Annotated in this window: 21 protein-coding genes and 3 tRNA genes; 6 read left to right on the plus strand and 18 right to left on the minus strand. The window is 41.0% G+C overall.

Features of this window, described 5'->3' with window-relative positions; all coding sequences use genetic code 11:
• Window positions 1–67: 67 nt before the first annotated feature.
• Together L5B76_RS03310 and epmA are read right to left on the minus strand one after the other, a co-directional pair.
• Complete coding sequence (locus tag L5B76_RS03310) at window positions 68–1,153, minus strand: porin (RefSeq protein WP_265754214.1); 1,086 nt, start codon at window positions 1,151–1,153, stop codon at window positions 68–70.
• Between the two features lie 478 nt (window positions 1,154–1,631).
• Window positions 1,632–2,603, minus strand: coding sequence for an elongation factor P--(R)-beta-lysine ligase (gene epmA / locus L5B76_RS03315; RefSeq protein ID WP_265754215.1), 972 nt, complete (start codon window positions 2,601–2,603; stop codon window positions 1,632–1,634).
• 294 nt (window positions 2,604–2,897) lie between these two features.
• Here epmA and frdA point away from each other — a divergent pair, with 294 nt between their 5' ends.
• The 5 genes from frdA to L5B76_RS03340 all read left to right on the plus strand — a co-directional run bounded on the left by frdA (window position 2,898) and on the right by L5B76_RS03340 (window position 6,414).
• Window positions 2,898–4,697, plus strand: a complete 1,800-nt coding sequence (gene frdA / locus L5B76_RS03320) for a fumarate reductase (quinol) flavoprotein subunit (protein ID WP_265754216.1) — start codon at window positions 2,898–2,900, stop codon at window positions 4,695–4,697.
• Entirely contained in the window at window positions 4,690–5,460 is a 771-nt protein-coding gene (locus L5B76_RS03325; RefSeq protein WP_103853250.1) for a succinate dehydrogenase/fumarate reductase iron-sulfur subunit, read from the plus strand. The genes frdA and L5B76_RS03325 overlap by 8 nt, the downstream gene beginning before the upstream one ends.
• 12 nt (window positions 5,461–5,472) lie before the next feature.
• Window positions 5,473–5,868, plus strand: a complete 396-nt coding sequence (gene frdC / locus L5B76_RS03330) for a fumarate reductase subunit FrdC (RefSeq protein ID WP_103855772.1) — start codon at window positions 5,473–5,475, stop codon at window positions 5,866–5,868.
• A gap of 11 nt (window positions 5,869–5,879) precedes the next feature.
• Entirely contained in the window at window positions 5,880–6,224 is a 345-nt protein-coding gene (frdD, locus tag L5B76_RS03335; RefSeq protein ID WP_115250016.1) for a fumarate reductase subunit FrdD, read from the plus strand.
• A 100-nt stretch (window positions 6,225–6,324) separates the two neighbouring features.
• Window positions 6,325–6,414: transfer RNA gene (locus L5B76_RS03340), tRNA-Ser, on the plus strand.
• Window positions 6,415–6,660: 246 nt separating this feature from the next.
• Here L5B76_RS03340 and L5B76_RS03345 read toward each other — a convergent pair.
• The 3 genes from L5B76_RS03345 to dnaQ all read right to left on the minus strand — a co-directional run bounded on the left by L5B76_RS03345 (window position 6,661) and on the right by dnaQ (window position 7,681).
• Window positions 6,661–6,737: transfer RNA gene (locus L5B76_RS03345), tRNA-Asp, on the minus strand.
• A gap of 12 nt (window positions 6,738–6,749) precedes the next feature.
• Window positions 6,750–6,826, minus strand: a tRNA-Asp gene (locus tag L5B76_RS03350).
• A gap of 87 nt (window positions 6,827–6,913) precedes the next feature.
• Window positions 6,914–7,681, minus strand: coding sequence for a DNA polymerase III subunit epsilon (dnaQ, locus tag L5B76_RS03355; RefSeq protein ID WP_115250017.1), 768 nt, complete (start codon window positions 7,679–7,681; stop codon window positions 6,914–6,916).
• A 79-nt stretch (window positions 7,682–7,760) separates the two neighbouring features.
• Between dnaQ and rnhA the strand changes: the two genes are divergently transcribed.
• Window positions 7,761–8,225: a ribonuclease HI gene (rnhA, locus tag L5B76_RS03360; RefSeq protein WP_194751009.1), complete on the plus strand. Its 465-nt coding sequence runs from the start codon at window positions 7,761–7,763 to the stop codon at window positions 8,223–8,225.
• A gap of 100 nt (window positions 8,226–8,325) precedes the next feature.
• Here rnhA and lpxC read toward each other — a convergent pair whose 3' ends face one another.
• The 13 genes from lpxC to murE form a co-directional block, all read right to left on the minus strand.
• The gene (gene lpxC, locus L5B76_RS03365) at window positions 8,326–9,243 is read right to left on the minus strand and encodes a UDP-3-O-acyl-N-acetylglucosamine deacetylase (RefSeq protein WP_115250019.1); all 918 of its coding nucleotides are present in this window, start codon (window positions 9,241–9,243) and stop codon (window positions 8,326–8,328) included.
• Window positions 9,244–9,277: 34 nt separating this feature from the next.
• Window positions 9,278–10,576 (minus strand): cell division protein FtsZ, encoded by a 1,299-nt coding sequence (gene ftsZ, locus L5B76_RS03370; RefSeq protein ID WP_115250020.1) that lies wholly within the window; start codon window positions 10,574–10,576, stop codon window positions 9,278–9,280.
• Window positions 10,577–10,751: 175 nt separating this feature from the next.
• Window positions 10,752–11,354, minus strand: a complete 603-nt coding sequence (locus tag L5B76_RS03375) for a hypothetical protein (protein ID WP_265754218.1) — start codon at window positions 11,352–11,354, stop codon at window positions 10,752–10,754.
• A gap of 19 nt (window positions 11,355–11,373) precedes the next feature.
• The gene (ftsA, locus tag L5B76_RS03380) at window positions 11,374–12,651 is read right to left on the minus strand and encodes a cell division protein FtsA (protein ID WP_115250022.1); all 1,278 of its coding nucleotides are present in this window, start codon (window positions 12,649–12,651) and stop codon (window positions 11,374–11,376) included.
• 43 nt (window positions 12,652–12,694) lie between these two features.
• Window positions 12,695–13,459: a cell division protein FtsQ/DivIB gene (locus L5B76_RS03385; RefSeq protein WP_265754219.1), complete on the minus strand. Its 765-nt coding sequence runs from the start codon at window positions 13,457–13,459 to the stop codon at window positions 12,695–12,697.
• The gene (locus tag L5B76_RS03390; RefSeq protein ID WP_265754220.1) at window positions 13,459–14,385 is read right to left on the minus strand and encodes a D-alanine--D-alanine ligase; all 927 of its coding nucleotides are present in this window, start codon (window positions 14,383–14,385) and stop codon (window positions 13,459–13,461) included. Before L5B76_RS03390 ends, L5B76_RS03385 begins: the two co-directional genes overlap by 1 nt.
• 11 nt (window positions 14,386–14,396) lie before the next feature.
• Window positions 14,397–15,827, minus strand: a complete 1,431-nt coding sequence (murC, locus tag L5B76_RS03395) for a UDP-N-acetylmuramate--L-alanine ligase (RefSeq protein ID WP_103854057.1) — start codon at window positions 15,825–15,827, stop codon at window positions 14,397–14,399.
• Window positions 15,828–15,849: 22 nt separating this feature from the next.
• The gene (gene murG, locus L5B76_RS03400) at window positions 15,850–16,908 is read right to left on the minus strand and encodes an undecaprenyldiphospho-muramoylpentapeptide beta-N-acetylglucosaminyltransferase (RefSeq protein ID WP_265754221.1); all 1,059 of its coding nucleotides are present in this window, start codon (window positions 16,906–16,908) and stop codon (window positions 15,850–15,852) included.
• A gap of 11 nt (window positions 16,909–16,919) precedes the next feature.
• Window positions 16,920–18,098, minus strand: coding sequence for a putative lipid II flippase FtsW (ftsW, locus tag L5B76_RS03405; RefSeq protein WP_115250027.1), 1,179 nt, complete (start codon window positions 18,096–18,098; stop codon window positions 16,920–16,922).
• A gap of 11 nt (window positions 18,099–18,109) precedes the next feature.
• Entirely contained in the window at window positions 18,110–19,420 is a 1,311-nt protein-coding gene (gene murD, locus L5B76_RS03410) for a UDP-N-acetylmuramoyl-L-alanine--D-glutamate ligase (RefSeq protein WP_265754222.1), read from the minus strand.
• Between the two features lie 18 nt (window positions 19,421–19,438).
• Window positions 19,439–20,521, minus strand: a complete 1,083-nt coding sequence (gene mraY / locus L5B76_RS03415) for a phospho-N-acetylmuramoyl-pentapeptide-transferase (protein WP_115250030.1) — start codon at window positions 20,519–20,521, stop codon at window positions 19,439–19,441.
• The gene (gene murF, locus L5B76_RS03420; protein ID WP_265754223.1) at window positions 20,515–21,897 is read right to left on the minus strand and encodes a UDP-N-acetylmuramoyl-tripeptide--D-alanyl-D-alanine ligase; all 1,383 of its coding nucleotides are present in this window, start codon (window positions 21,895–21,897) and stop codon (window positions 20,515–20,517) included. Before murF ends, mraY begins: the two co-directional genes overlap by 7 nt.
• A complete protein-coding gene (gene murE, locus L5B76_RS03425) occupies window positions 21,894–23,369 on the minus strand; it encodes a UDP-N-acetylmuramoyl-L-alanyl-D-glutamate--2,6-diaminopimelate ligase (RefSeq protein WP_265754224.1) in 1,476 nt (491 codons plus the stop codon). The genes murF and murE overlap by 4 nt, the downstream gene beginning before the upstream one ends.
• Between the last annotated feature and the right edge of the window lie 16 nt (window positions 23,370–23,385).

Below are 23,385 nucleotides of genomic sequence, written 5' to 3' on the forward strand. Positions count from 1 at the left end.
AAAAATTAAAGAAAAAGCCCACATAAAAAGAGTTATGTGGGCAAATGAGAGGAGAATGAAATTTTTATTAGAATAGCATACGAACACCAACAGCTACACGGTGGTTTGCTTTTTCTCTTTTATTTAGTACTTTTCCGCCTTGAGTAACTTTACCTTTACCACCTTCAACATAAGCAACTAAGTTTTTGTTGAACTTGTGATCTACACCAAGCATCCAACCACGCATTTTCAATGCTTCAGCACTAGGATCTGCTTTTTTACCTTTAGCAAAGTAATATTGTCCATATACAGCATTTTTATCGGTTACATCAACTTTTACACCCACTAAGAAACGATCATTTTTATGTAAAGATGCTTTGTATCCCGCTACTTTTTGGAAACCAATATTACCGCTTTCAACGCCTTGTTTAGACACTTTACCAAATGCCCAGTCGAAGCCTACGCGAACAATATCATATTTAACTTCTAAACCGACACCACCACGTTTTAATTTATATTGATCTTGTTCTAAACCGCTAGATTGAGTAACTACGGAATAACCAGATCCGAAACGTACGCCAAAATCACCAAAGGTGTTATCATAGAATAAACCTACCCCGTAACCTTGGCCTTCATCCCAACCAAGCGTACCACTTGATGCATCATTTGATTTGTTAGCCTGTCCAAAGTAATAGTCTGCAGCGAAACGGAAGCCTTCAAATTTATTTGACATAAAATGAGCGGCTTTTTTATGCGCATCAAAGAAAATATTACCACCACCATCATAAGTATAATTTGCTTTAGGAATATGATCTCCTAAATGCAATTGACGACCAAAAGTTAATGTACCCACATCTTTTTGGCTTAACCCCAAGAATAAGCGGTGAGTTCTTAAATTGCCACCGATGGCATCAGCAGAACCATCACCTTTAGAGAAACGTAATTCTGCTCCACCAAACACTTTAAAGCCTTCACCTAAATCGTGGTATGCTCTTACGCGTACACGAGAACCAATATCGCGTAGATCATTACGTTGTTCTGAATCATTGCGTAATTCAAAATGCATACGACCATCAAGATCGATTTTTGTGCCATCTTTTTCATAAATCACGGTTGCACTTGCCGCTGTTGAAACCATTGCAGTAACTGCTAATGCGATGAGTGTCTTTTTCATAATGAACTTCCTTTTGTTCTAGGTTTATTATTAACAGAATAAAACTTGATTTCCGTTTCGCTCATAAAGATTTTGTTATGGCTAATCTTTTATTGACCGCAAATATAGAAAGGTTATTTTTTTCTGTCAAAAACGTCCGAAATTTATCACTCTGTTAAATCTTATTATAAAACAACAAGTTAAAAATAAAACAAAGTTTCACAATAAATAAAAATTTGTGACAAATATAACATTTTCTTACTTCTCTTATTTCAATAAGAACATTAGAAAAAAGATGTAATGTTATGAAACATAAGTATTTTTTGGTATTTTCAAATGGAGTAATGGAGTAATATTCACTAAAATAAATATTTTAGTAAGTTTACTTCATTTTTGTGTAGAAGATCACATTTTCCAATAAAAAAAGCCCGCACTTTCAGCGGGTTATCCATAAAAGTGCGGGAGTTTTTAGGTGAATTTTTTCTGCTAAGTGTTTGTTTTAAGCATTATCTATGCTAAATGCCATTACTTCTTCAATGCTGGTTGCATCTAAGGCAATCATAATTAAACGATCCACACCTAGGGCTACGCCTGCACAATTTGGCACACCTGCTTGAAGTGCGGCAAGGAATCGTTCGTCAAGCTGGCGCGTTGGTAAGCCAAGCTTTTCACGTTGACGATTATCTTGTTCAAAGCGATGGCGTTGTTCATTTGCATCAGTGAGTTCGTTAAAACCGTTCGCTAGCTCAATGCCTTTATAGTAGAACTCAAAACGCTCTGCCACGCGGTGATCTTCCGAGCTAATTTGTGCTAATGCCGCTTGGGTTGCTGGGAAATGATAAATTGCAACAGGGCGTTCCTGCCCGATTTTCGGTTCAACCACGGTGCTAAATAAGAATTGCAGCAAGGTATCTCTATCTTCATTTTCCGCTTGTTCCAGATGATGTTCTTTCGCTTTGGCAATTAACTCTTCACGAGAAGCAGAAAGCGGATCAAGCCCGACATATTCTTGGAACGCAAATTGATAACTCATACTTTCTGCAGGTTCGCAATCCAGAATTTGTTGTAATAGATCATCAACTTCATTAATCAGGCGATACATATCAAAATGTGGACGGTACCATTCCAACATTGTGAACTCGGGGTTATGCTTTCTGCCCGATTCTTCATTGCGGAACACTTTGCAAAGCTGAAAAATCGCCCCACTGCCAGCGGCAAGTAGGCGTTTCATTGGATATTCTGGGCTAGTAGAAAGCCATAGGGTTTTCGATTGATGTTTAAAAGGGGAAGTAAATTCTGTGCTAAAGGTAGCAAGATGCACATCTGTTACACCAAATTCACTCAAAATTGGAGTTTCTACTTCTAATAAACCGCGATCAGTAAAAAAGCGGCGAATTTCGGCCATAATTTTGGCACGGGCTAATAAATTTTGAATACTGGCCGTTGGTCGCCATTGTTCATTTTCTGTCATAATCTATCTCAGCCATTTTGTGAAAAAAGTGCGGTTATTTTACATGAAATATTTCAACAAGATGAGTTATTTTTATGCAATGTCTTCATTCTAAAAGAGAAAAATTCTCATTAAGCAGGTGAATTCTATCTAACTTTTTTGAGTTAGATCACACTTTGAAACTTTGCTCCCGTTTTTTGATGAAAAAGTCTGATTTATTTTATAAAAGCGTGGCAAAATAAACTCACCCTAACAAATTTCAAACGATTTGAAATTTTCCTTAGACATTTCATCTACTTTATATTGGAGGAAATCGTGCAAACTGTTAATGTCGATATTGCAATTGTTGGCGCTGGTGGCGGTGGTTTACGAGCGGCAATTGCAGCAGCACAGGCAAATCCAAATCTTAAAATTGCCTTAGTTTCAAAAGTTTACCCTATGCGTAGCCATACTGTGGCTGCAGAAGGAGGCGCCGCTGCAGTAATCAAGGAAGAAGACTCTTATGATAAACATTTCCACGATACCGTAGCTGGGGGCGATTGGTTATGTGAGCAAGACGTGGTGGAATACTTTGTAGAACATTCCCCTGTTGAGATGACGCAATTAGAACGCTGGGGCTGCCCTTGGAGCCGTAAACAAGACGGTGATGTGAATGTGCGCCGTTTCGGTGGTATGAAAATTGAACGTACTTGGTTCGCCGCCGATAAAACAGGCTTCCATTTGTTACATACCCTTTTCCAAACTTCAATGCAATTCCCGCAAATTCAACGCTTTGATGAGCATTTCGTGTTAGATATTCTTGTTGATGACGGCCACGCCCGTGGTATGGTGGCAATGAATATGATGGAAGGCACATTGGTGCAAATCAATGCCAATGCGGTGATTATCGCAACCGGTGGTGGTTGTCGTGCATTCCGTTTCAATACAAACGGCGGTATTGTAACCGGTGATGGTTTATCAATGGCCTATCGCCACGGTGTGCCATTGCGTGATATGGAATTCGTACAATATCACCCTACTGGTTTACCAAATACTGGGATTTTGATGACAGAGGGTTGTCGTGGTGAAGGTGGTATTTTAGTCAATAAAGACGGCTACCGCTATTTACAAGATTATGGTCTAGGCCCTGAAACGCCAATCGGTAAACCTGAAAATAAATATATGGAATTAGGCCCGCGTGATAAAGTGTCGCAAGCATTCTGGCAAGAATGGCGCAAAGGCAACACCTTAAAAACCGCTAAAGGCGTGGACGTGGTTCACCTTGACTTACGTCATTTAGGTGAAAAATATTTGCACGAACGTTTACCATTTATTTGTGAACTGGCTAACGCTTATGAGGGTGTTGATCCTGCCAAAGCACCAATTCCTGTGCGCCCTGTTGTGCATTACACAATGGGTGGTATTGAAGTGGACTTCAACAGCGAAACCCGTATTAAAGGTTTATTTGCTGTAGGTGAATGTGCTTCATCAGGCTTGCACGGTGCGAACCGTTTAGGTTCTAACTCACTTGCTGAACTAGTGGTGTTAGGCCGTGTTGCTGGTGAATATGCAGCAAAACGAGCTACTGAAGCGGCACCTGCCAACCAAACAGCGGTAGATGCACAAGCGAAAGACGTAGTTCAACGTTTGGAAGATCTCTACAATCAAGAAGGTACGGAATCTTGGTCGCAAATTCGTGATGAAATGGGCGATTCAATGGAAGAAGGTTGTGGTATTTATCGTACACAAGAAAGTATGCAACAAACCGTTGATAAAATTGCTGAACTAAAAGAACGTTATAAACGCATTCGCATTGCTGATCGCTCAAGCGTGTTCAACACCAATGTGCTTTATACCGTAGAATTGGGTTACATTTTAGATGTAGCGCAATCTATCGCGAATTCAGCCATTGAGCGTAAAGAATCTCGTGGTGCTCACCAACGTTTAGACTACACAGAACGTGATGATGTGAATTACTTAAAACACACTTTGGCTTTCTACAATGAAGATGGTATGCCACGCATTGAATACAGCCCAGTGAAAATCACAAAATCTCAACCTGCAAAACGTGTTTATGGTGCGGAAGCTGAAGCGCAAGAAGCGGCAGCGAAAGCTAAGGAGCAAACAAATGGCTAATCAAGCAATGATGAATATTGAGGTTCTGCGTTATAACCCTGAAGTGGATAAAGAACCTTATTTAAGAACTTACCAAGTGCCTTATGATAGCCAAACCTCATTGTTAGATGCACTTGGTTATATTAAAGATAAACTTGAGCCTGAATTGTCTTACCGCTGGTCTTGTCGTATGGCAATTTGTGGTTCGTGCGGAATGATGGTGAACGATAAGCCTAAACTCGCTTGTAAAACCTTCTTACGTGATTACAGCGGTCATATGCGTATTGAACCATTAGCTAACTTCCCAATTGAACGTGATTTAGTGGTGGATCTCAGCCACTTTATCGAAAGTTTAGAAAGCATTAAACCTTATATTATCGGTAATGAAGCGCCGCCATTAGATGGCAAACCGCACCCATCAGCGGAATTAGCGAAAAGCCGTACTAAGCAAACACCAGCACAATTAGAGAAATATCGTCAATTCTCAATGTGTATTAACTGTGGTTTATGCTATGCCGCTTGCCCACAATTCGGCTTAAATCCAGAATTTGTCGGCCCTGCTGCAATTACATTGGCGCATCGCTATAACCTTGATAATCGTGATCACGGTAAAGCTGAACGAATGAAAATTCTTAACGGTGATAATGGGGTGTGGAGCTGTACATTCGTGGGTTACTGTTCTGAAGTGTGTCCAAAACACGTTAATCCAGCCTCCGCAGTGAACCAAGGCAAAATCGAAAGTGCGAAAGACTACGTTTTTGCAATGTTAAAACCGCAAAACTAAAGGAGAAGTAAAATGACAACAGTAACCGCAAGCAAACGCAAAAAATATGTGCGTGAAGTGAAACCTACTTGGTGGAAAAAGTTAGATTTTTACAAATTCTATGTATTGCGTGAAAGCACAGCCGTTCCAACCCTATGGTTTTGTTTAGAGCTATTTTACGGCTTAATTTGCCTAGGCAATGGCACATTCGCCACAAATTTTGTTCATTTCTTGCAAAACCCAATCGTGGTGATTTTAAACATCATCACTCTTGGTGCAGTGCTATTAAATAGCTACACGTTCTTTAATATGGCACCACAAATGGCCAATATTATTGTGAAAAATGAACGCCTAGATGCCAAATTGATCTCTCGTGTATTCTGGGGGATCACCGCTTTCGTTAGCATTATTACCTTAATTCTCGTATAGGAAATAAGAATATGAATAAACAAAATCCAAAACGTTCAAATGAACCTGTTGTATGGTTATTATTTGGTGCGGGCGGTGCAATCAGTGCCGTATTCTTCCCTGTTCTTGTGCTAATTTTTGGTTTCTTACTTCCTTTTGATCTTATCTCTCCAGATAACATCATTGCCTTTGCTAGCACTTGGATTGGTAAGCTAATTATCCTTGCCCTACTTATTTTCCCTGCTTGGTGCGGTATTCACCGTGTACACCTAGGATTGCACGACTTTAAAGTACATATTCCTGCAGCAGGTGTGATTTTTTACGGCTTAGCTTGTTTATTTTCTCTATTAACAATCTTTGCTGTATTTAAAATCTAAATTATTATTGGACTAGGAAAAAAGGAAATACGAATTTAATGATCTAAAAAATTATTACTTGACGTATTTCCTTCAAGCCTTTATTATTCACCGCACTTACGGAGGAATGGTCGAGTGGTTGAAGGCACCGGTCTTGAAAACCGGCGAGGGTTTACGCCCTCCAAGAGTTCGAATCTCTTTTCCTCCGCCATATTCTAGAAGCCAGCTTAATAGCTGGCTTTTTTCTTAATATTCTTTTCTTAATAGCGTTTCTTAGCTAGGCTAGCCCTAATCTTTCTTCTTTTACGTTTACAGATAGAAATATTCAGAAATAAACTTGCAATAGATTAAATAGCGAATGAACTTAAAACACATTATTTTAAGCTGTACAAAACAAGCTATAAATAAAAAGATAAGAGAAAAATGATATTTTGAGATTTAAGAAGTGAAATTAGATTGGCGGAACGGACGGGACTCGAACCCGCGACCCCCTGCGTGACAGGCAGGTATTCTAACCAGCTGAACTACCGCTCCGAATCTAGGAATTGGCGGAATGGACGGGACTCGAACCCGCGACCCCCTGCGTGACAGGCAGGTATTCTAACCAGCTGAACTACCACTCCGCTTTAACGGGGTGAATAATAATCTTGAATGACAATTGGGTCAAGCAATTTTTATCGGCAAATGCTCAACTGGTTAATTAACAATCGTTAATGAATAACATCATTTTCAGTTCGTTTAATCCATAAACAATTTTCTTTACTTTTTTTATTAATGAGCTTGAGGTATTCCAAATGCGCCGTTAATTCTTCTTCATCAGCAGCAAGCACAACAAAATCTTGGGAAAAATTCACCGCACTTTGTACTTCAATTTCGATCTCTTGCTCATTTGAAACTGGCTCTGCATCACTTTCCTCAAATAAACTGGTTTGTCCGCCAGTCATTGCCAAATAAACGTCCCCTAAAATTTCCGCATCTAGCAATGCGCCGTGCAAGGTTCGTTTACTATTATCAATATGCAAACGATCACAAAGTGCGTCTAAGCTATTGCGTTTCCCTGGATACATTTGGCGAGCCATTTGCAAGGTATCGGTTACTACACAAATATCACTCGTTTTTACGGGAATATTATGCTTTTCAAATTCATAATCCATAAAGCCCACATCAAACGGCGCATTATGAATGAGTAACTCTGCCCCTTTGATAAAATCAATAAATTCTTGTGCAATTTCAGGGAAACTAGGCTTATCTTTTAACATTTCATCGGTGATACCGTGAACCTTAATCGCTTCGGGATCTACTTCACGATCTGGCTTAATATATAAATGCAGTTTACGCCCTGTGTATTTGCGATTAACCATTTCTACCGCACCAATTTCAATGATGCCGTGTCCGAGATAATGCTTTCCTAACTGGTTCATTCCTGTTGTTTCGGTATCTAGCACTATTTGACGCTGTGGAATTACTGAATCTGTCATACAATCCTATCTCTTTAAATCATTTTGCGGTATTATCGCCTTAATTGAAGAAAATTTATAGCTAAAATTCTCATAAACAATGTTAAAACAAATTGAAATTTTTACTGATGGTTCTTGCTTAGGTAACCCTGGAAAAGGCGGTATTGGTATTCTATTGCGTTATAAAGCGCACGAAAAACAAATTTCTAAAGGCTATTTTGAAACAACCAATAACCGAATGGAACTACGCGCGGTAATTGAAGCCCTACAAACCTTAAAAGAACCTTGCGCCATTACCTTACATAGTGATAGCCAATATATGAAAAATGGGATAACAAAATGGATTTTTAATTGGAAAAAAAATAATTGGAAGTCCAGTACTGGTAAAGCAGTAAAAAACCAAGATCTATGGTTCGCCTTAGATCAAGCCATTCAGCCACATCAAATAAATTGGCAATGGGTGAAAGGACATAGCGGACATCGTGAAAATGAAATTTGCGATGAATTAGCTAAACAAGGCGCAGAAAATCCCACTTTAGAAGATGTTGGCTATCAACCTGCCTAATCTATCTCCATTTTGTTATGCCAAGCAATCACAATAATCACATAAAGAAAAAGGGTTAATTCAACAGAATTAACCCTTTGTTATATAAATAATCATTCAATTAAATAAATACTTGAGCTGGCGATAAATAGCCTTGTGGTACAGTTTGTTTATCTTCAAAGGTAACAAATTCCCACGCTTCTTGATCTTCAAGCAAGGCTCTTAATAATTTGTTATTTAAGCCGTGTCCTGATTTATAGGCTTTGAAATCACCGATGATGTTATAACCACACATATATAAATCACCAATAGCATCAAGCATTTTGTGGCGTACTAGCTCATCTTTAAAGCGAAGACCATCTTCATTTAAGATGCGATAATCGTCAAGCACAATAGCGTTATCTAGGCTACCACCTAATGCTAAGCCTTGTGATTGCAAATATTCAATGTCTTTCATAAAACCAAAGGTTCTTGCACGGCTAATTTGTTGCACGAACGCTTGCGCGGAGAAATCCATTACATAATTACGTACATCTTTACCAATCGCAGGGTGATTGAAATCAATGGTGAAATCTAAACGGAAACCGTTGTAAGGTTTAAATTCTGCCCATTTATCACCGTCTTCCACACGAATTGGCTTTTTCACGCGAATAAATTTTTTCGCCGCATTTTGTTCTTCAATGCCTGCATCTAATAAAAGATAAATGAATGGGCTTGCGCTACCGTCCATAATTGGAATTTCTGGCGCGTCCACTTCAATAATTACATTATCAATGCCTAAGCCTGCTAAGGCAGCATTCAAATGCTCTACCGTTGAAATACGAATGCCTTCTTCATTTATCAAACAAGTACAAAGCATTGTATCACGCACCGCATTCGCATTAGCTGGAAACGTTACTGGTGGGTTTAAATCCGTACGGCAGTAAATCACCCCAGTATTTGCCATTGCTGGACGTAAAGTTAGGGTTACTTTGTTTCCACTATGTAGCCCCACACCTGTTACTTTAATACTCTGTTTTAAGGTTCTTTGTTTAATCATAATCTATCCTAAATCTATTGCATAACAATAAGATTTATTGCTTATTATCTTGCTCTTTATTACGCATAAAGCTCGGTGTATCAAAAATATTAATATTTCTGTTACCTAAATTTGTTGGGCGATCTGGCTGAGTTTGACTTTGTTCAGATGGCTTATAAACATTTGCTCCAGATTGTAGGGGTTTATCTTGTTTGATATTTCCCTGAGTCTCTGATTTACCATAAGAAGACTCTTCTAACGGTGGCATTTTAGGCGCAAATCGCATATTTTGAGAACTATGATTACTACCTAATCCTGTAGCAACAACAGTTACTCTAATTTCATTCGTCATCTCTGGCATTAAAGCTGTACCGATAACTACTGTAGCTTCATCATCAGCAAAGCTTCCTACTGTATTACCGATAATGGTAAATTCATCTAAAGTTAAATCAAATCCAGAGGTAACATTCACAATAATACCTTTCGCACCAGACAGATCAACATCTTCTAGCAATGGACTTGCAATTGCTTCTTGAGCAGCTTTTTCAGCTCGCCCACTACCTGCTTCACCTTCAGCAACGCCTGATCCCATCATCGCTCTTCCCATTCCTAACATAACAGTTTTAACATCTGCAAAATCCACTGCGATTAGTCCAGGGCTGGTGATCATATCAGAAATTCCCATTACCGCATTACGTAATACATCATTTGCCGCAGCAAAAGCTGATTGTAAAGTGATATTTTTACCACACACACGAACTAAGTTTTCATTAGGAATAACGATTAAAGAATCAACGTGTTTAGATAATTCATTGATTCCAATTTCAGCAAATTGAATTCTTCTACCTCTTTCAAAAGCAAAAGGTTTAGTTACTACTGCAACAGTCAAAATCCCCAATTCTTTTGCAATTTGAGCAATTACTGGAGATGCACCTGTTCCTGTGCCGCCCCCCATACCTGCAGCAATAAAGACCATATCAGCACCTTCAAGCATTGAACGAATAGCATCTTGATCTTCTTCTGCTGCTTGACGGCCAATATTAGGATTAGCACCAGCTCCTAATCCTTTTGTGATATTTTCGCCGATTTGAATAGTATGTTGAGCTTTACTTTGACGCAAATCTTTTGCGTCCGTATTTACAGCATAAAAAATAACTCGGCCATAGGTCCCATCATCTACTTCTGGGAAATTTAAGATATTATCGCCAAATGGAGCATTATTCGCTTCGCCATTATAATTAATCATATTCTCAATCATATAATTAATTGCATTTCCACCTGCACCACCAACGCCAATAACCTTTATCGTGGCTCCGCCAACATCACTAACATCATACTCCACTGGTTCAAACATACTCATTCTCCGTCCGTGCTTATTGCTCTTAGCACAAAATTAAAACCTAAATTGCTCTTATTGTAGATGAAAAATAGAAATTCTCAAAATTTAGACCGCACTTTATTGAGAAAATTTCCAAAAAATTACGAAAAAAGAATAAAAAAATCGTAATTTTTTCACCGCACTTTTATTTTTAAGCAACAAAATGTTTTTCGCTAAAACTTAATACAAAATCAGCCACTTCTGAATCTACTTGGGCAAAAATTTGCTGTTCTGATTGATTTTGTGCTTTAGCCGTTACATCATTATTTTCTAATACTTTAAGCGTGGTGACTAATTTAGCTAATTTACTAATGCCAATTTCGGCATTTTGCTCAGATTTTTCCCCCTCAAAACCAAAGGGTTTAAACACCACCGCGGTTGTTGGAATATTGATCGCTTTTAGTCTATCTGCAATGGCTGGCGTCAATGTTGATGCAGTTTGCCCGCCCATTCCAGCAACCAAAATGACTAAATCGCTATCACCAACCATTTGCTGCAATTTTTCTTCTAGCTTTTGATCTGCGAATGATTCCTGATCAAGCGCATCGCTTAATAATAATGAATCCTGCACCTTGCTGTTGGTTAAAGTTTGAGAGTCTGTATCAATGGCATAAAATACAAATTCATTACTATTTTTATTGGTAATAAAAGTATCATCTTGATCATTTTTTTGCATTTTATCCATAATCATATTCATTGCTTTTGCGCCATAACTGCCCACACCAAGAACACTGATTAATAAAATATCATTCATTTTGGTTTCCTTTTGAGTATTAAAATTCTGACTTCACTTTATTGACGAATTTTTTAAAGCCAGACCAAACCGTAGAGAAAAAGCTTTCTTCTGAACCATATTGATCGCTCAGTGGACTTTCATCTTCATCATTATGGTTATATTGCAATAAGCCAACTACGGTAGAATATTGTGGCTTGCTAACATAATCTGTTAGACCTGTAATATTTAGCGGACTACCAATACGCACTTGTGTACCAAACACTCTTTCTGCACATTGTTTTAGATCTTCCATTTGCGCGCCACCGCCTGTAATAACTACACCTGCGATTAGCTCAAATTTCATTTGTCTGCTTTCTAATTCATATTTAAGTTGATTTAGTTCACGATTGACTAAACCAAGTAGCTCGTCATAACGCGCAGAAGTAACAATAGATAATTGCTCTTTACTCAACACGCGAGGAGCGCGTCCACCAATACCTGCTACCTCAATACGTTTATCGGGGTGGCTAGATGGTGGATTATATGCACTGCCATAATTTACTTTAATGCGTTCAGCTTCCGCTCTGGACGTTTCGCAAGCATAAGCAATATCATCAGTAACGCGGTTTCCTGCATAAGGAATCACTTTACTGAAACGCAATGCCCCATTGGTATAAACCACAATATCCATTGTGCCAGCGCCAAAATCAATTAAGCATACGCCGAGATCTTTTTCATCTTCCGTTAATACGGAATAACCTGATGCAACGCCAGAATAAACAATTTTTTCCACTTTTAATTTGCAACGCTCTACTGCTTTTTTCAAATTGTTTAACCAATCTTGATGACAAGCAATTAAGTGCGCTTGTGCTTTTAAGCGTACACCTTGTAAACCGAGCGGATCTTTAATATTCATTTGCTTATCAACCGCATATTCTTGCGGAATAATATGCAATAAAGACAAGCCCTCGCCCATTTTCACTGAGCTTGCTGTGTGCATAGCAGAATCAATTTCTTCTTGGGTTACTTCGCCTTCTGCAATAGGTACAAAACCACTTTCATTCAAACTTTGAATGTGATCGCCCGTAATGGCTAAGGTTACACTGATGATCTGACAATCTGCCACAGATTCCGCTGCTTCAACAGCGCGTTGAATAGACGTAATTACCGCATTTAAATCGGTAATACTTCCCTTATCAATGCCTTTTGATGGACTACTCCCTACACCTAGCACATTCACTACGCCATCAGGCAAGACTTCGCCAACTACGGCAACTACCTTAGAAGTGCCAATTTCTAAGCCCACAACAGTTTTTGATTCCACAATTTTTGCCATTTTCTCACGTCTTTGTTATCAGGTTAAAATTCACACTGCTGATTTATTCTTTATCTACTAATCCCACAGCAGCACCTACGTTATATCGTAAATCCACATAAGCTAATCGTTTATTTTCTGGAACTTCAATTTCTGGATAAATGGTAACAAAACGATCAAGTTTTGATTTCCATTCGCCTCGTCCCAATTTCAAAATCACGCCATTTTCAAGCTCTAACTGCCACGCTTCGCGATCATCAATGCGCAATGATTTTAAGATTAAATTTTTCGCTTTTAATTCGCTATAAATTTTCTTCCACGCTTCAAGAACAGCTAAACTGGCGTAGTCAGGGCCTGCTAACTGCGGTAAATTTTTATCTGCTAATTTATCCATTGGCAACTTAAATACAACCCCTTCAGGTGAAACAAATTCATTGTCGTTCCAAATTGCAACTGGGGTATATTCACTCAATAAAATACTGAGCCGATCAGGCCAAATTTTTCTTACAATTGCTTGCTTAACCCAAGGCATTGTTTGGATTTGTTCACGCACCAAATTAACATCTTGTCCCCAAAACCCTTTTAAATCGTCCATTGTCGCGATAACTTCACGCACATCAGAATCTGTGGTAAAGGTTGGCGATCCCACTAAATTAAAGCCACTAATCGGGCGATCATCAAGTTTCTCTAACCAGTTTTGCCAATTTGAGTAAGCATAAAAGAATAGCCCTAAGCATAGTAACACAACAAGCAATTTTACAGGCACAAAAATGCGTGATTTTTGTCCCCCACTTCTGACATTCTGCGTTGCTTTATGCCATAAACTCATTAAACACTAAGCTCCAAAATTTTCTCTACAAGCTGTTCGAAAGAATAGCCCACGGTTGCCGCTGATTTCGGGAATAAACTATGGCTGGTCATTCCTGGGTTAGTGTTCACCTCCACTAAGCGGAATTGTCCTTCACCGTCCATCATTACATCAATACGGCTCCAACCACGGCAACCTACTGCATCATAAGCACGCTTCACTAATTGACGCAATTCTTGCTCGCGTTCATCAGTTAAACCTGCTGGACAAAAATATTGCGTGTTGTCGGAAACGTATTTCGCTTCATAATCATAAAACTCACCTTCAGGCACGATTTTGATCGCTGGCAATACTTCATTATCTAAAACAGGCACAGTAAATTCATCACCTGCAAGCCATTCTTCAATCAAAATAGTATCATCAAAACCTAAAGCAAATTGCACCGCACTTTTTAATTCATCAAGCTGTTTTACTTTTTTCAAGCCCACACTAGAGCCTTCTAAAGAAGGTTTTACCATTAATGGTAAGCCTAATTTTTCTACAACCGCTTGCGGATCAAATTCAGCAAAGCTGTCTTTAGTAACCACTTCCATATTCGCTACTGGCAAGCCGAAAGCTTTCCACAACATTTTAGTCCGCATTTTATCCATTGTTAAGGCAGATGCCATTACGCCACAGCCTGTGTAAGGAATACCAATTTGCTCAAGCAAGCCTTGCATTGTGCCGTCTTCCCCACCACGTCCGTGCAAAATATTGAAAACACGATCAAAGCCCTGTTGCTTTAATTCCGCCACAGGAAAGGTTTTCGGATCAATGGGGTGAGCGTCATAGCCAAGGCTTTTTAACGCATTAAGCACGGCTTCGCCTGAATTAAGTGAAACCTCACGCTCAGCAGAAGTTCCGCCAAGTAACACGGCAATTTTTTCTTGTTTTAATGTTTTTTTCATACTGCTTCCAATTAATTTTCTGTCCACTTATCTGCTAATTGACGGGATAGTTTACTTACATTGCCAGCGCCTTGCGCCAAAATTAAATCACCGTCTTGAATAACCTGATCCAAAATTTCCGCAAGACTTTCTTGTTCCGCCACAAAAATCGGATCAACTTTGCCTAAATTACGAATAGAACGGCATAACGAACGGCTATCCGCGCCTGCGATTGGTGCTTCACCTGCGGCATACACATCAAGCATTAATAGCACATCAACTTGGGATAACACTTGCACAAAATCATCAAACAAATCACGGGTACGCGAATAACGGTGCGGTTGGAAAATCATCACAATTCGTTTGTTTTCCCAGCCTTTTTTCGCTGCTTCAATGGTTACACCCACTTCTGTTGGGTGATGCCCATAATCGTCCACTAACATCACTTTTCCGTTAGGACGAATAAACTGACCAAGCTGATCAAAGCGGCGTCCTGCGCCTTGAAAATCCGCTAAGGCAGCTAAAATAGCCTCATTGCCAATGCCTTCTTCTTTCGCCACAGCAAAGGCTGCGGTTGCATTTAACGCATTATGCTTACCCGGTACATTAAGCAATACATTGACGCGTTCACCTTGTGGGGTAACAACGGTGTAATGCCCTTGGAAGCCTGTTTGCTGATAATCTTCAATGCGATAATCGGCATTTTCGCTAAAGCCATAAGTGATCACTTGACGTCCAACTTTTGGAATCAACTCAAGTAGCACAGGATCATCTGCACACATTACCGCTAAGCCATAAAACGGCAAATTATGTAAGAAATTCACATAGGTTTGTTTCATTTCTTCAAAATCACCATGATAGGTTTCCATATGATCAGGCTCAATATTGGTCACCACCGAAACCATTGGCTGTAAGTGTAAAAAAGACGCATCGCTTTCATCCGCTTCGGCGATTAAATAACGGCTTGCGCCTAAATGGGCATTTGTGCCAGCTGATTTCACCAATCCGCCATTTACGAAAGTCGGATCAAGCCCTGCTTGCGCATAAATCATTGAGATCATTGCGGTTGTTGTGGTTTTACCGTGTGTCCCCGCAATGGCAATGCCGTGGCGGAAACGCATAATTTCCGCTAACATTTGCGCACGTTGAATCACAGGAATACGGTTATTGTGCGCTTCCACCACTTCTACGTTATCGTCTTTAATGGCGCTGGATACCACCACCACACTCGCACCATCAACATTGGCTGCTTGATGAGAAAAATAAATTTTTGCCCCTAACGCACTTAAGCGTTGCGTTACTGCATTTTCCGCAATATCCGATCCTGTTACTTGGTAACCTTCATTCAACAAGACTTCGGCGATACCGCCCATTCCCGCACCACCAATGCCGACAAAATGAATTTGTTTCACACGACGCATTTCTGGTACGGTTTGTCTTACTCGTTTTTGAAATTCTTTCATTGCTCTGCCTCTTGTTATTCTTTTATTTCGCCACATTAATAATCACTTCTGCTACTTGCTGAGCAGATTTTGGTGTTGCCATTGCCTTGGCTTTTTCCGCCATTGTTAATAATTGGCTGCGATCAAATTGGTTCAACATCTCAATTAGGGCTTCTGGCGTGAGATCTTTTTGTTCGATAATCTTAGCTGCGCCCACGTCCGCTAAATATTTCGCATTCAGATATTGTTGTCTGTCTTTATGTTGGAATGGTACGAAAATTGCGGGCGTCCCTACGGCAGCAAGTTCGCACACCGTTAATGCGCCTGAACGACAAATCACAATATCCGCCCAGCCATAGGCTTCTGCCATATCATCAATAAAATCTGTTACTTGTACATCAGCGCCTTGCGGATAAAGTGCGGTGATTTTTTCCGACATATTTGCCCCCACTTGATGACGAACGGTCAATTTATCCCCTAAGGCTTCCACCACTTTAGGCAAAGTGAGATTTAACACGCGCGCGCCTTGGCTGCCACCCACCACAAGCACTCTTAATTTGCCTGAACGCTCAGCAAAACGCTGTGCAGGGCTTGGCATTTCAAACAAGGATTGACGCACAGGGTTGCCCACCACTTCCGTATTTGGAAAGGTGTTAGGAAATGCTTGCAACACTCGGGTTGCAATTTTGGCCAACCAAGAATTTGTTAGTCCTGCCACGGCATTTTGTTCGTGTAACACAATGGGTACACCGCATAATTTTGCCGCCACACCACCCGGCCCTGAAACATAACCGCCCATACCAAGTACGGCACTAGGCTGATATTCTTGAATAATTTTTTTCGCTTGGAAAATCGCTCGTACAATTTTAAATGGTGCAGCAAGCAACGCTTTTATGCCTTTGCCACGCAAGCCCGAAATTTGGATAAATTTAATCGGGATACCGTGTTTTGGCACCAATTGTGCTTCCATACGATCTTGCGTGCCAAGCCAACAGATTTCCCAACCCTGTTGCTGTAAATATTGCGCAACGGCAATCGCAGGGAAAACGTGTCCGCCTGTTCCACCTGCCATCACCAATAAACGTTTTTTTTGTTGTGCCACAATGTGTCCTTTTAATTATCTCTTAAACGTGCTTGTCCACTACGCATTAAGCGATTTTCGTGATCAATACGCAGCAGTACGCCGATGCTCACCGACATAATAATTAAGCTCGAGCCACCATAACTGACTAATGGGAACGTTAAACCTTTGGTCGGTAAAATCCCCAAGGCCATTCCCAAATTCACCACGCCTTGGAAACAAATCCAAAAACCAATTCCAAAGGCAAAAAAGCCTTTAAAACGCTGTTCTAGCAATAATGATTCCTTGCCAATTTTTAACGCACGGAAAACTAGCAAGCTGAGTAAAGTGATGACAAAAAGAATACCGATTAAACCAAATTCTTCGCCTACAACCGCCATAACAAAGTCTGTGTGCGCTTCAGGCAGATATTCTAATTTTTGGATCGAATTACCCAGCCCTTCGCCTGTAATTTCACCTCGTCCAAAGGCCATTAAAGAGTTTGTAAGCTGGAAACCGCTACCATAAGGATCTTTGAAAGGCTCCCAAAAGCCTGTCATTCGTTTTAAACGGTAAGCCGATGCAAAGGCTAGCCAAAGCAACAATAGCACGCCTGCACAAACTAAGGTAAAGAATTGCCAGAAATTTGCTCCCACAATCCACAATAACCCAAAGGTAATCACGAATAATACAATGGTACTTCCTAAATCGGGCTGAGCGATGAGTAAGCCACCAAACAGCGCCATCACAAGCATTGGTTTGAACGCACTCAGTTTGCGGCTACGCACTTCATCATAACGGCGCGTAAAATAGCTCGATAAAAAACAAATGAGCGCTAGCTTGGCAAATTCTGCAGGCTGAAAGTTAAACAGCACGAGTGGAATCCAACGTCTTGCTCCGTTAATTTTTGCCCCAATCCCAGGGATTAACACTAAAACCAACAAAAAGATGGCTAACCAAAAGATGTAACCATATTTTTTCTCCCAAAATTCCATTGGGATATTTAACACGCAGTAGCACGCAGAAATAGAAAGCACTACATAAACCGCATCACGTTTAGCAAAATGGAACGAATCCTGAAATAAGCGATCACCCACTGGAATTGACGCAGAAGATACCGCAATCATTCCCACTAATAAAAGCGTGATAAATAGCCACCATAAAGCACGATCATAAAGCAAATTATCTGTCGTAATCTGGGTGTAACTTTTTAATTTATCAGTAAATTCCATTATCCCTTTTCCTAACTTAATTTGGCTAAGCGGGTAAATTCTTCGCCGCGCTTTTCAAATGAGGCGAATTGATCAAGGCTCGCACAAGCTGGAGAAAGCAATACCATATCGCCAGCCTTGAGGTGCGGACGAAAGGCTTCAATTGCTTGTTCCATTGTGTCAAACAAATGGCTTTGATCCGAAAGCTTCGCCAATTTTTCACCATCTTGCCCAAAACAATAACATTCAATATGCGGTTGATTAATCAACACAGCAAGTTCAGAAAAATCAGCGCCTTTGCCATCACCGCCAAGTAGCAAATAAAGTTTACCCGACACTTGTAAGCCGGTGAGCGCCGCCACGGTGCTACCCACATTAGTGGCTTTGGAATCGTTAATCCAACGCACGCCTTGAGTAAAATGGGCTAATTGAAAACGGTGTTCTAGCCCTGTAAATTCACGAAGGGCGGTGCAAATTCCTTGCAAATTTATCCCCGCACTTTGTGCAAGAGCAATAGCTGCCAGTGCATTCATATAATTATGGCGACCTGTCAATTTTATTTCATCGCAAGGTAAAATCATTTCTTCATAAGCCATTAAATATTGCTTACCGTTTTCGCTTTTTAGCCAATAATCAGCGTTCGTTTCGCCAAAGCTCACTTGCTGCTTCGCTCGCTCTGTGCCGTCTTGTTGGGTTAACGGATCTTCTGCATTAATCACCGCGGTTTGGCAATGATGATAAATTTTTAATTTGGCTTGGCGATAATCTTCTAAATCCACATAACGATTCATATGATCTTCGCTCACATTTAATACGGTCGCGGCAATGGCTTTTAAGCTGTAAGTGGTTTCCAGTTGAAAGCTCGACAGCTCTAGCACATAAATATCGTGATGTTGTTCCAGCAAAGAAAGGGCAGGAATGCCGATATTTCCGCCCATTCCCACCGTTAATCCGGCTGCTTTCGCCATTTCTGCTACTAAGGTGGTTACCGTGCTTTTGCCGTTTGAGCCCGTAATGGCAATAATCGGTTTATCGGCAGCACGGCAGAACAATTCAATATCGCCCACCACTTCAACGCCTGCTTGAAGTGCGGTGTAAATTTCTGGTGTTTTTACTGCAAGCCCCGGGCTGATTACAATCATATCGCTTTCCAGCAACCATTGTGGGTTTAAGCCGCCCGTATGCACTGGCACATTTGAAGGTAATTGTTCCACACCCGCTGGCGATTGGCGGGTATCCATCACGCGCACCTTGGCTTGTTGCGCAAGTAAATAGTCCACGCAAGACAATCCTGTTTTGCCCAAGCCCACCACACAGATATTTTTATCTTGATATTGATTCATTGTTTGCTCTTAACCTTTTTAACGTAACTTCAAAGTAACCAAGCCAAGTAATACAAGCATTAAGGAAATAATCCAAAAGCGAATAATCACGCGCGGTTCAGGCCAGCCTTTTAATTCAAAATGATGGTGAATAGGTGCCATACGGAAAATACGCTGTTTACGCAGTTTGTAAGAACCAACTTGCAAAATTACAGACAGGGTTTCCATTACAAACACACCGCCCATAATCACTAATAAAAATTCTTGGCGAACTAGCACGGCCACCACACCTAATGCGCCGCCCAGTGCAAGCGATCCCACATCGCCCATAAACACTTGCGCAGGGTAAGTATTAAACCAAAGGAAACCTAATCCCGCACCGACAATGGCGGTACAGAACACCACCAGTTCAGAAGTGTATTTAATATGCGGAATATACAAATAATTTGACCATTCTACGTTACCTGTTGCCCACGCAATCAAAGCAAATGCCCCTGCTACAAAGACGGTTGGCATAATGGCAAGGCCGTCTAAACCGTCTGTTAAATTCACCGCGTTACTTGTCCCCACAATCACAAAATAGGCCAACACGATATAGAACAAGCCAAGCTGCGGCATCACTTCTTTAAAGAATGGTACGACAAGGCGCGTGGCATCGGTGTCTTTCCCAACGGCATACATACCAAATACCGCAACGAGCGCAATGGCTGATAGCCAAAAATATTTCCAGCGTGCAATTAAGCCGTCCGTGTTTTTGCGGGTGATTTTGCGGTAATCGTCCACAAAGCCCACTGCGCCATAACCGAGCAACACAAATAAGCTAAACCAAACATAAGGATTGGCTAAATTCGCCCAAAGTAAGGTGCTAACGGTAATGGCGAATAAAATCATAATTCCGCCCATCGTTGGCGTGCCTTTTTTGCTTAAATGGCTTTCTGGCCCATCATTACGCACTTCTTGGCCAAATTTAAGAATTTGTAAACGGCGGATCACCTTAGGGCCGATCCATAATGAGATTAACAGTGCGGTCAATAATGCCAAGATCGCACGCACGGTAATATAAGAGATGACATTAAAGCCACTTTGATATTGCTGGAGATATTCCGCGAGCCAAACTAACATTGGAAATTATCCTTTAATAATTCAATTACATTTTCTAATTGCATTCGGCGAGAGCCTTTGGCTAACACCACAACGGATTGATTTTGTGCTAATTTTTCTTTAATTAAGCGAGTAATAAAATCCGCCAAGACGGCTTGTTCAGTAAAATGTGTTCCACCACTTTGAGCTGAAATCACCGCACTTTCCTGACCAAAACTTGCCACAAAATCTAATTGTGCCACTTTCGCCGCGTCCGCCACTTGCTGATGGCAAAGCTGACTATTTTCGCCTAATTCTGCCATATCGCCAACTATTAAAATGCGAAAAGCGGGATATTTTTGTAACACTTGAATCGCCGACTGCAAGGAATCTACATTGGCGTTATAAGTATCATCAAGTAACAATAAATTTTCACAAGGCTGAATCGGGAATAAACGCCCTTTCACTTTTGCGCCTTTTGCCAAGCCCTGTTGCACATCAGAAAGGCTTGCGCCCACATTCATCGCTAACGCCGCAGCTGCCAACGCATTGCTGATGTTATGCTCGCCTAAATAAGGCAGCTGAATGGCAATCTCGCCCTGTGGGCTGTGTAAGGTAAATTGCGATCCTTGCCCATTGAGCTGAATATCCGTGGCATAAAAATCCGCTTGTGAATTTGTTAAAGAAAACGACCGCACTTGGTGATCGCCAATATTCTTTTGCCAATCCGCCAGATAATTACAATCTAAATTAATCAAGGCGATGCCTTGTTGCACAAGCCCTTGATAGATTTCGCCTTTGGCTTGTGCCACGCCTGCAAGACTACCAAAACCTTCCAAATGGGCGGCGGCCACATTATTCACTATCGCCACGTTAGGACGCACTAATTCCGTGGTGTACGCAATTTCACCTAGATGATTGGCGCCCAATTCAATCACCGCAAATTTATGCTGCAGGGTAAGACGCAATAAGGTTAATGGCACGCCAATATCATTATTGAAATTACCGTTGGTAAATAAAACTTGGGAAAAATCTCCCGCACTTTGTTGCAAAATGGCGGCAGTCATTTCTTTCACCGTGGTTTTGCCTGATGATCCCGTGATCGCCACTGTTAAAGGGTTAATTTGTGCTTTTAGCCATTTACCTAGCTGCCCTAAAGCAAGGCGAGTGTCCGCCACGACAATTTGTGGCACATCTATTTCACATTGATGATCTACGATCACAGCCAATGCGCCTTGTTCCACGGCATTGGCTAAATATTGATGACCATCAAAACGCTCACCTTTTAAGGCAAAAAATAGCCCTTGCGGATTGGCTTGACGAGTATCCGTGCTGATATTTTCAATCGCGACACGCCCATCACCATAAAGCGTGCCATTGAGAATATCAGCCAATTGTTGAGTGGTTAGTTTAATCATTTTGTTTCACTAAAATATTGTTTTACTGTCGCTTGATCGGAAAACGGCAATTTCGTTGTGCCAATAATTTGGTAATCTTCGTGGCCTTTGCCAGCAATCAGCACCACATCTTGCGGTTGTGCCATTTTGAGCGCTTGTTGAATTGCTTGATCACGCTGATGAATAATCTGCACCTTGCTTAAATCCACAAATCCAGCTCGAATGTCTTGCATAATTTTTTCAGCATCTTCCGTGCGTGGATTGTCGTCCGTAACAATCACAAAATCGGCAAACTTCTCTGCAATGCGTGCCATTTGCGGACGCTTCCCTGTATCCCGATCACCACCGCAACCAAACACGCAATAAAGCGCGCCTTCACAATGCAAACGTGCCGCTTGCAACGCTTTTTCTAAGGCATCTGGCGTGTGTGCATAATCCACAATCGCAGTGGCTTGATTTGCCGCATTCAAACGTTCCATTCGCCCACAAACACCTTGTAATTGCCCCGCACTTTGGCAAAGTTCGTCTAATGAATAACCCAAGGCAAGCAGACTGGCGAAAGCAAATAATAAATTGCTGACATTAAATGCGCCAATCAATGGGCTATGTAATTTGCCCTCACCCCAACTGGAGGAAAAATGAATAATCGCACCTTGATTGTGGAATTGAATTTGCTCTGCTTTGAGCCATTGTTTATGGCTTGGTTGATAATCTGCTTTACAACTCACTGCAATGGCATTGGGTAATTGCTGTAACCATTGTGCGCCCACAGGATCATCGGCGTTGATCACTTTGTGCTGACAATCCAATTCGTTAAATAAACGGAATTTTGCCGCCGCATAGTTTTCCATTGTGTGATGATAATCCAAATGATCACGGCTTAAATTAGTAAAGATCGCCACGGCAAATTTTAAGGCTTCCACACGATGTTGCACCAAGCCGTGTGAGGACACTTCTATCGCGGCAAAATCTGCGCCAGCTTGTATAAATTCCGCAAGGGTGGATTGAATTTCAATGGCTGAACCTGTGGTATTTGCCGCTTCCTTAATTTGCCCAAGCAAGCCATTGCCAATGGTTCCCATTACTGCACTTTTATGTCCAAGCAAGTTCGCCCACTGCGCCACAAGCTGAGCCACCGTGGTTTTGCCGTTCGTTCCTGTTACGCCAACGAGGGTTAAATGGGCTGAAGGATTATTATAAAACTGCCCTGCAAGACGCGATAAATGTTGCGGTAATTCATAATAGGCAATAAGCGGAATGCCTTGTTCCATTTTGACGGTTAAGTGTTGCTGCGCAAAATCTGCTTCAAAAAGCACCGCACTTGCGCCATTAGCAATAGCTTGCGGAATGTAGTTTCTGCCGTCCGTTTGATGCCCTTTTATAGCAACGAAAAGACAGCCAGTCTTTGCAGAGCGGCTGTCTAACGTCATTTCGGTCAGCTCAACTTCTTGGGGCAAATGATCGATCCCCAAAAGTGCGGTGAGTTTTTTCATTATTTTTCCTTGATCA

Source organism: Avibacterium sp. 21-594 (assembly GCF_026226815.1).
Classification (GTDB): domain Bacteria; phylum Pseudomonadota; class Gammaproteobacteria; order Enterobacterales; family Pasteurellaceae; genus Avibacterium; species Avibacterium avium.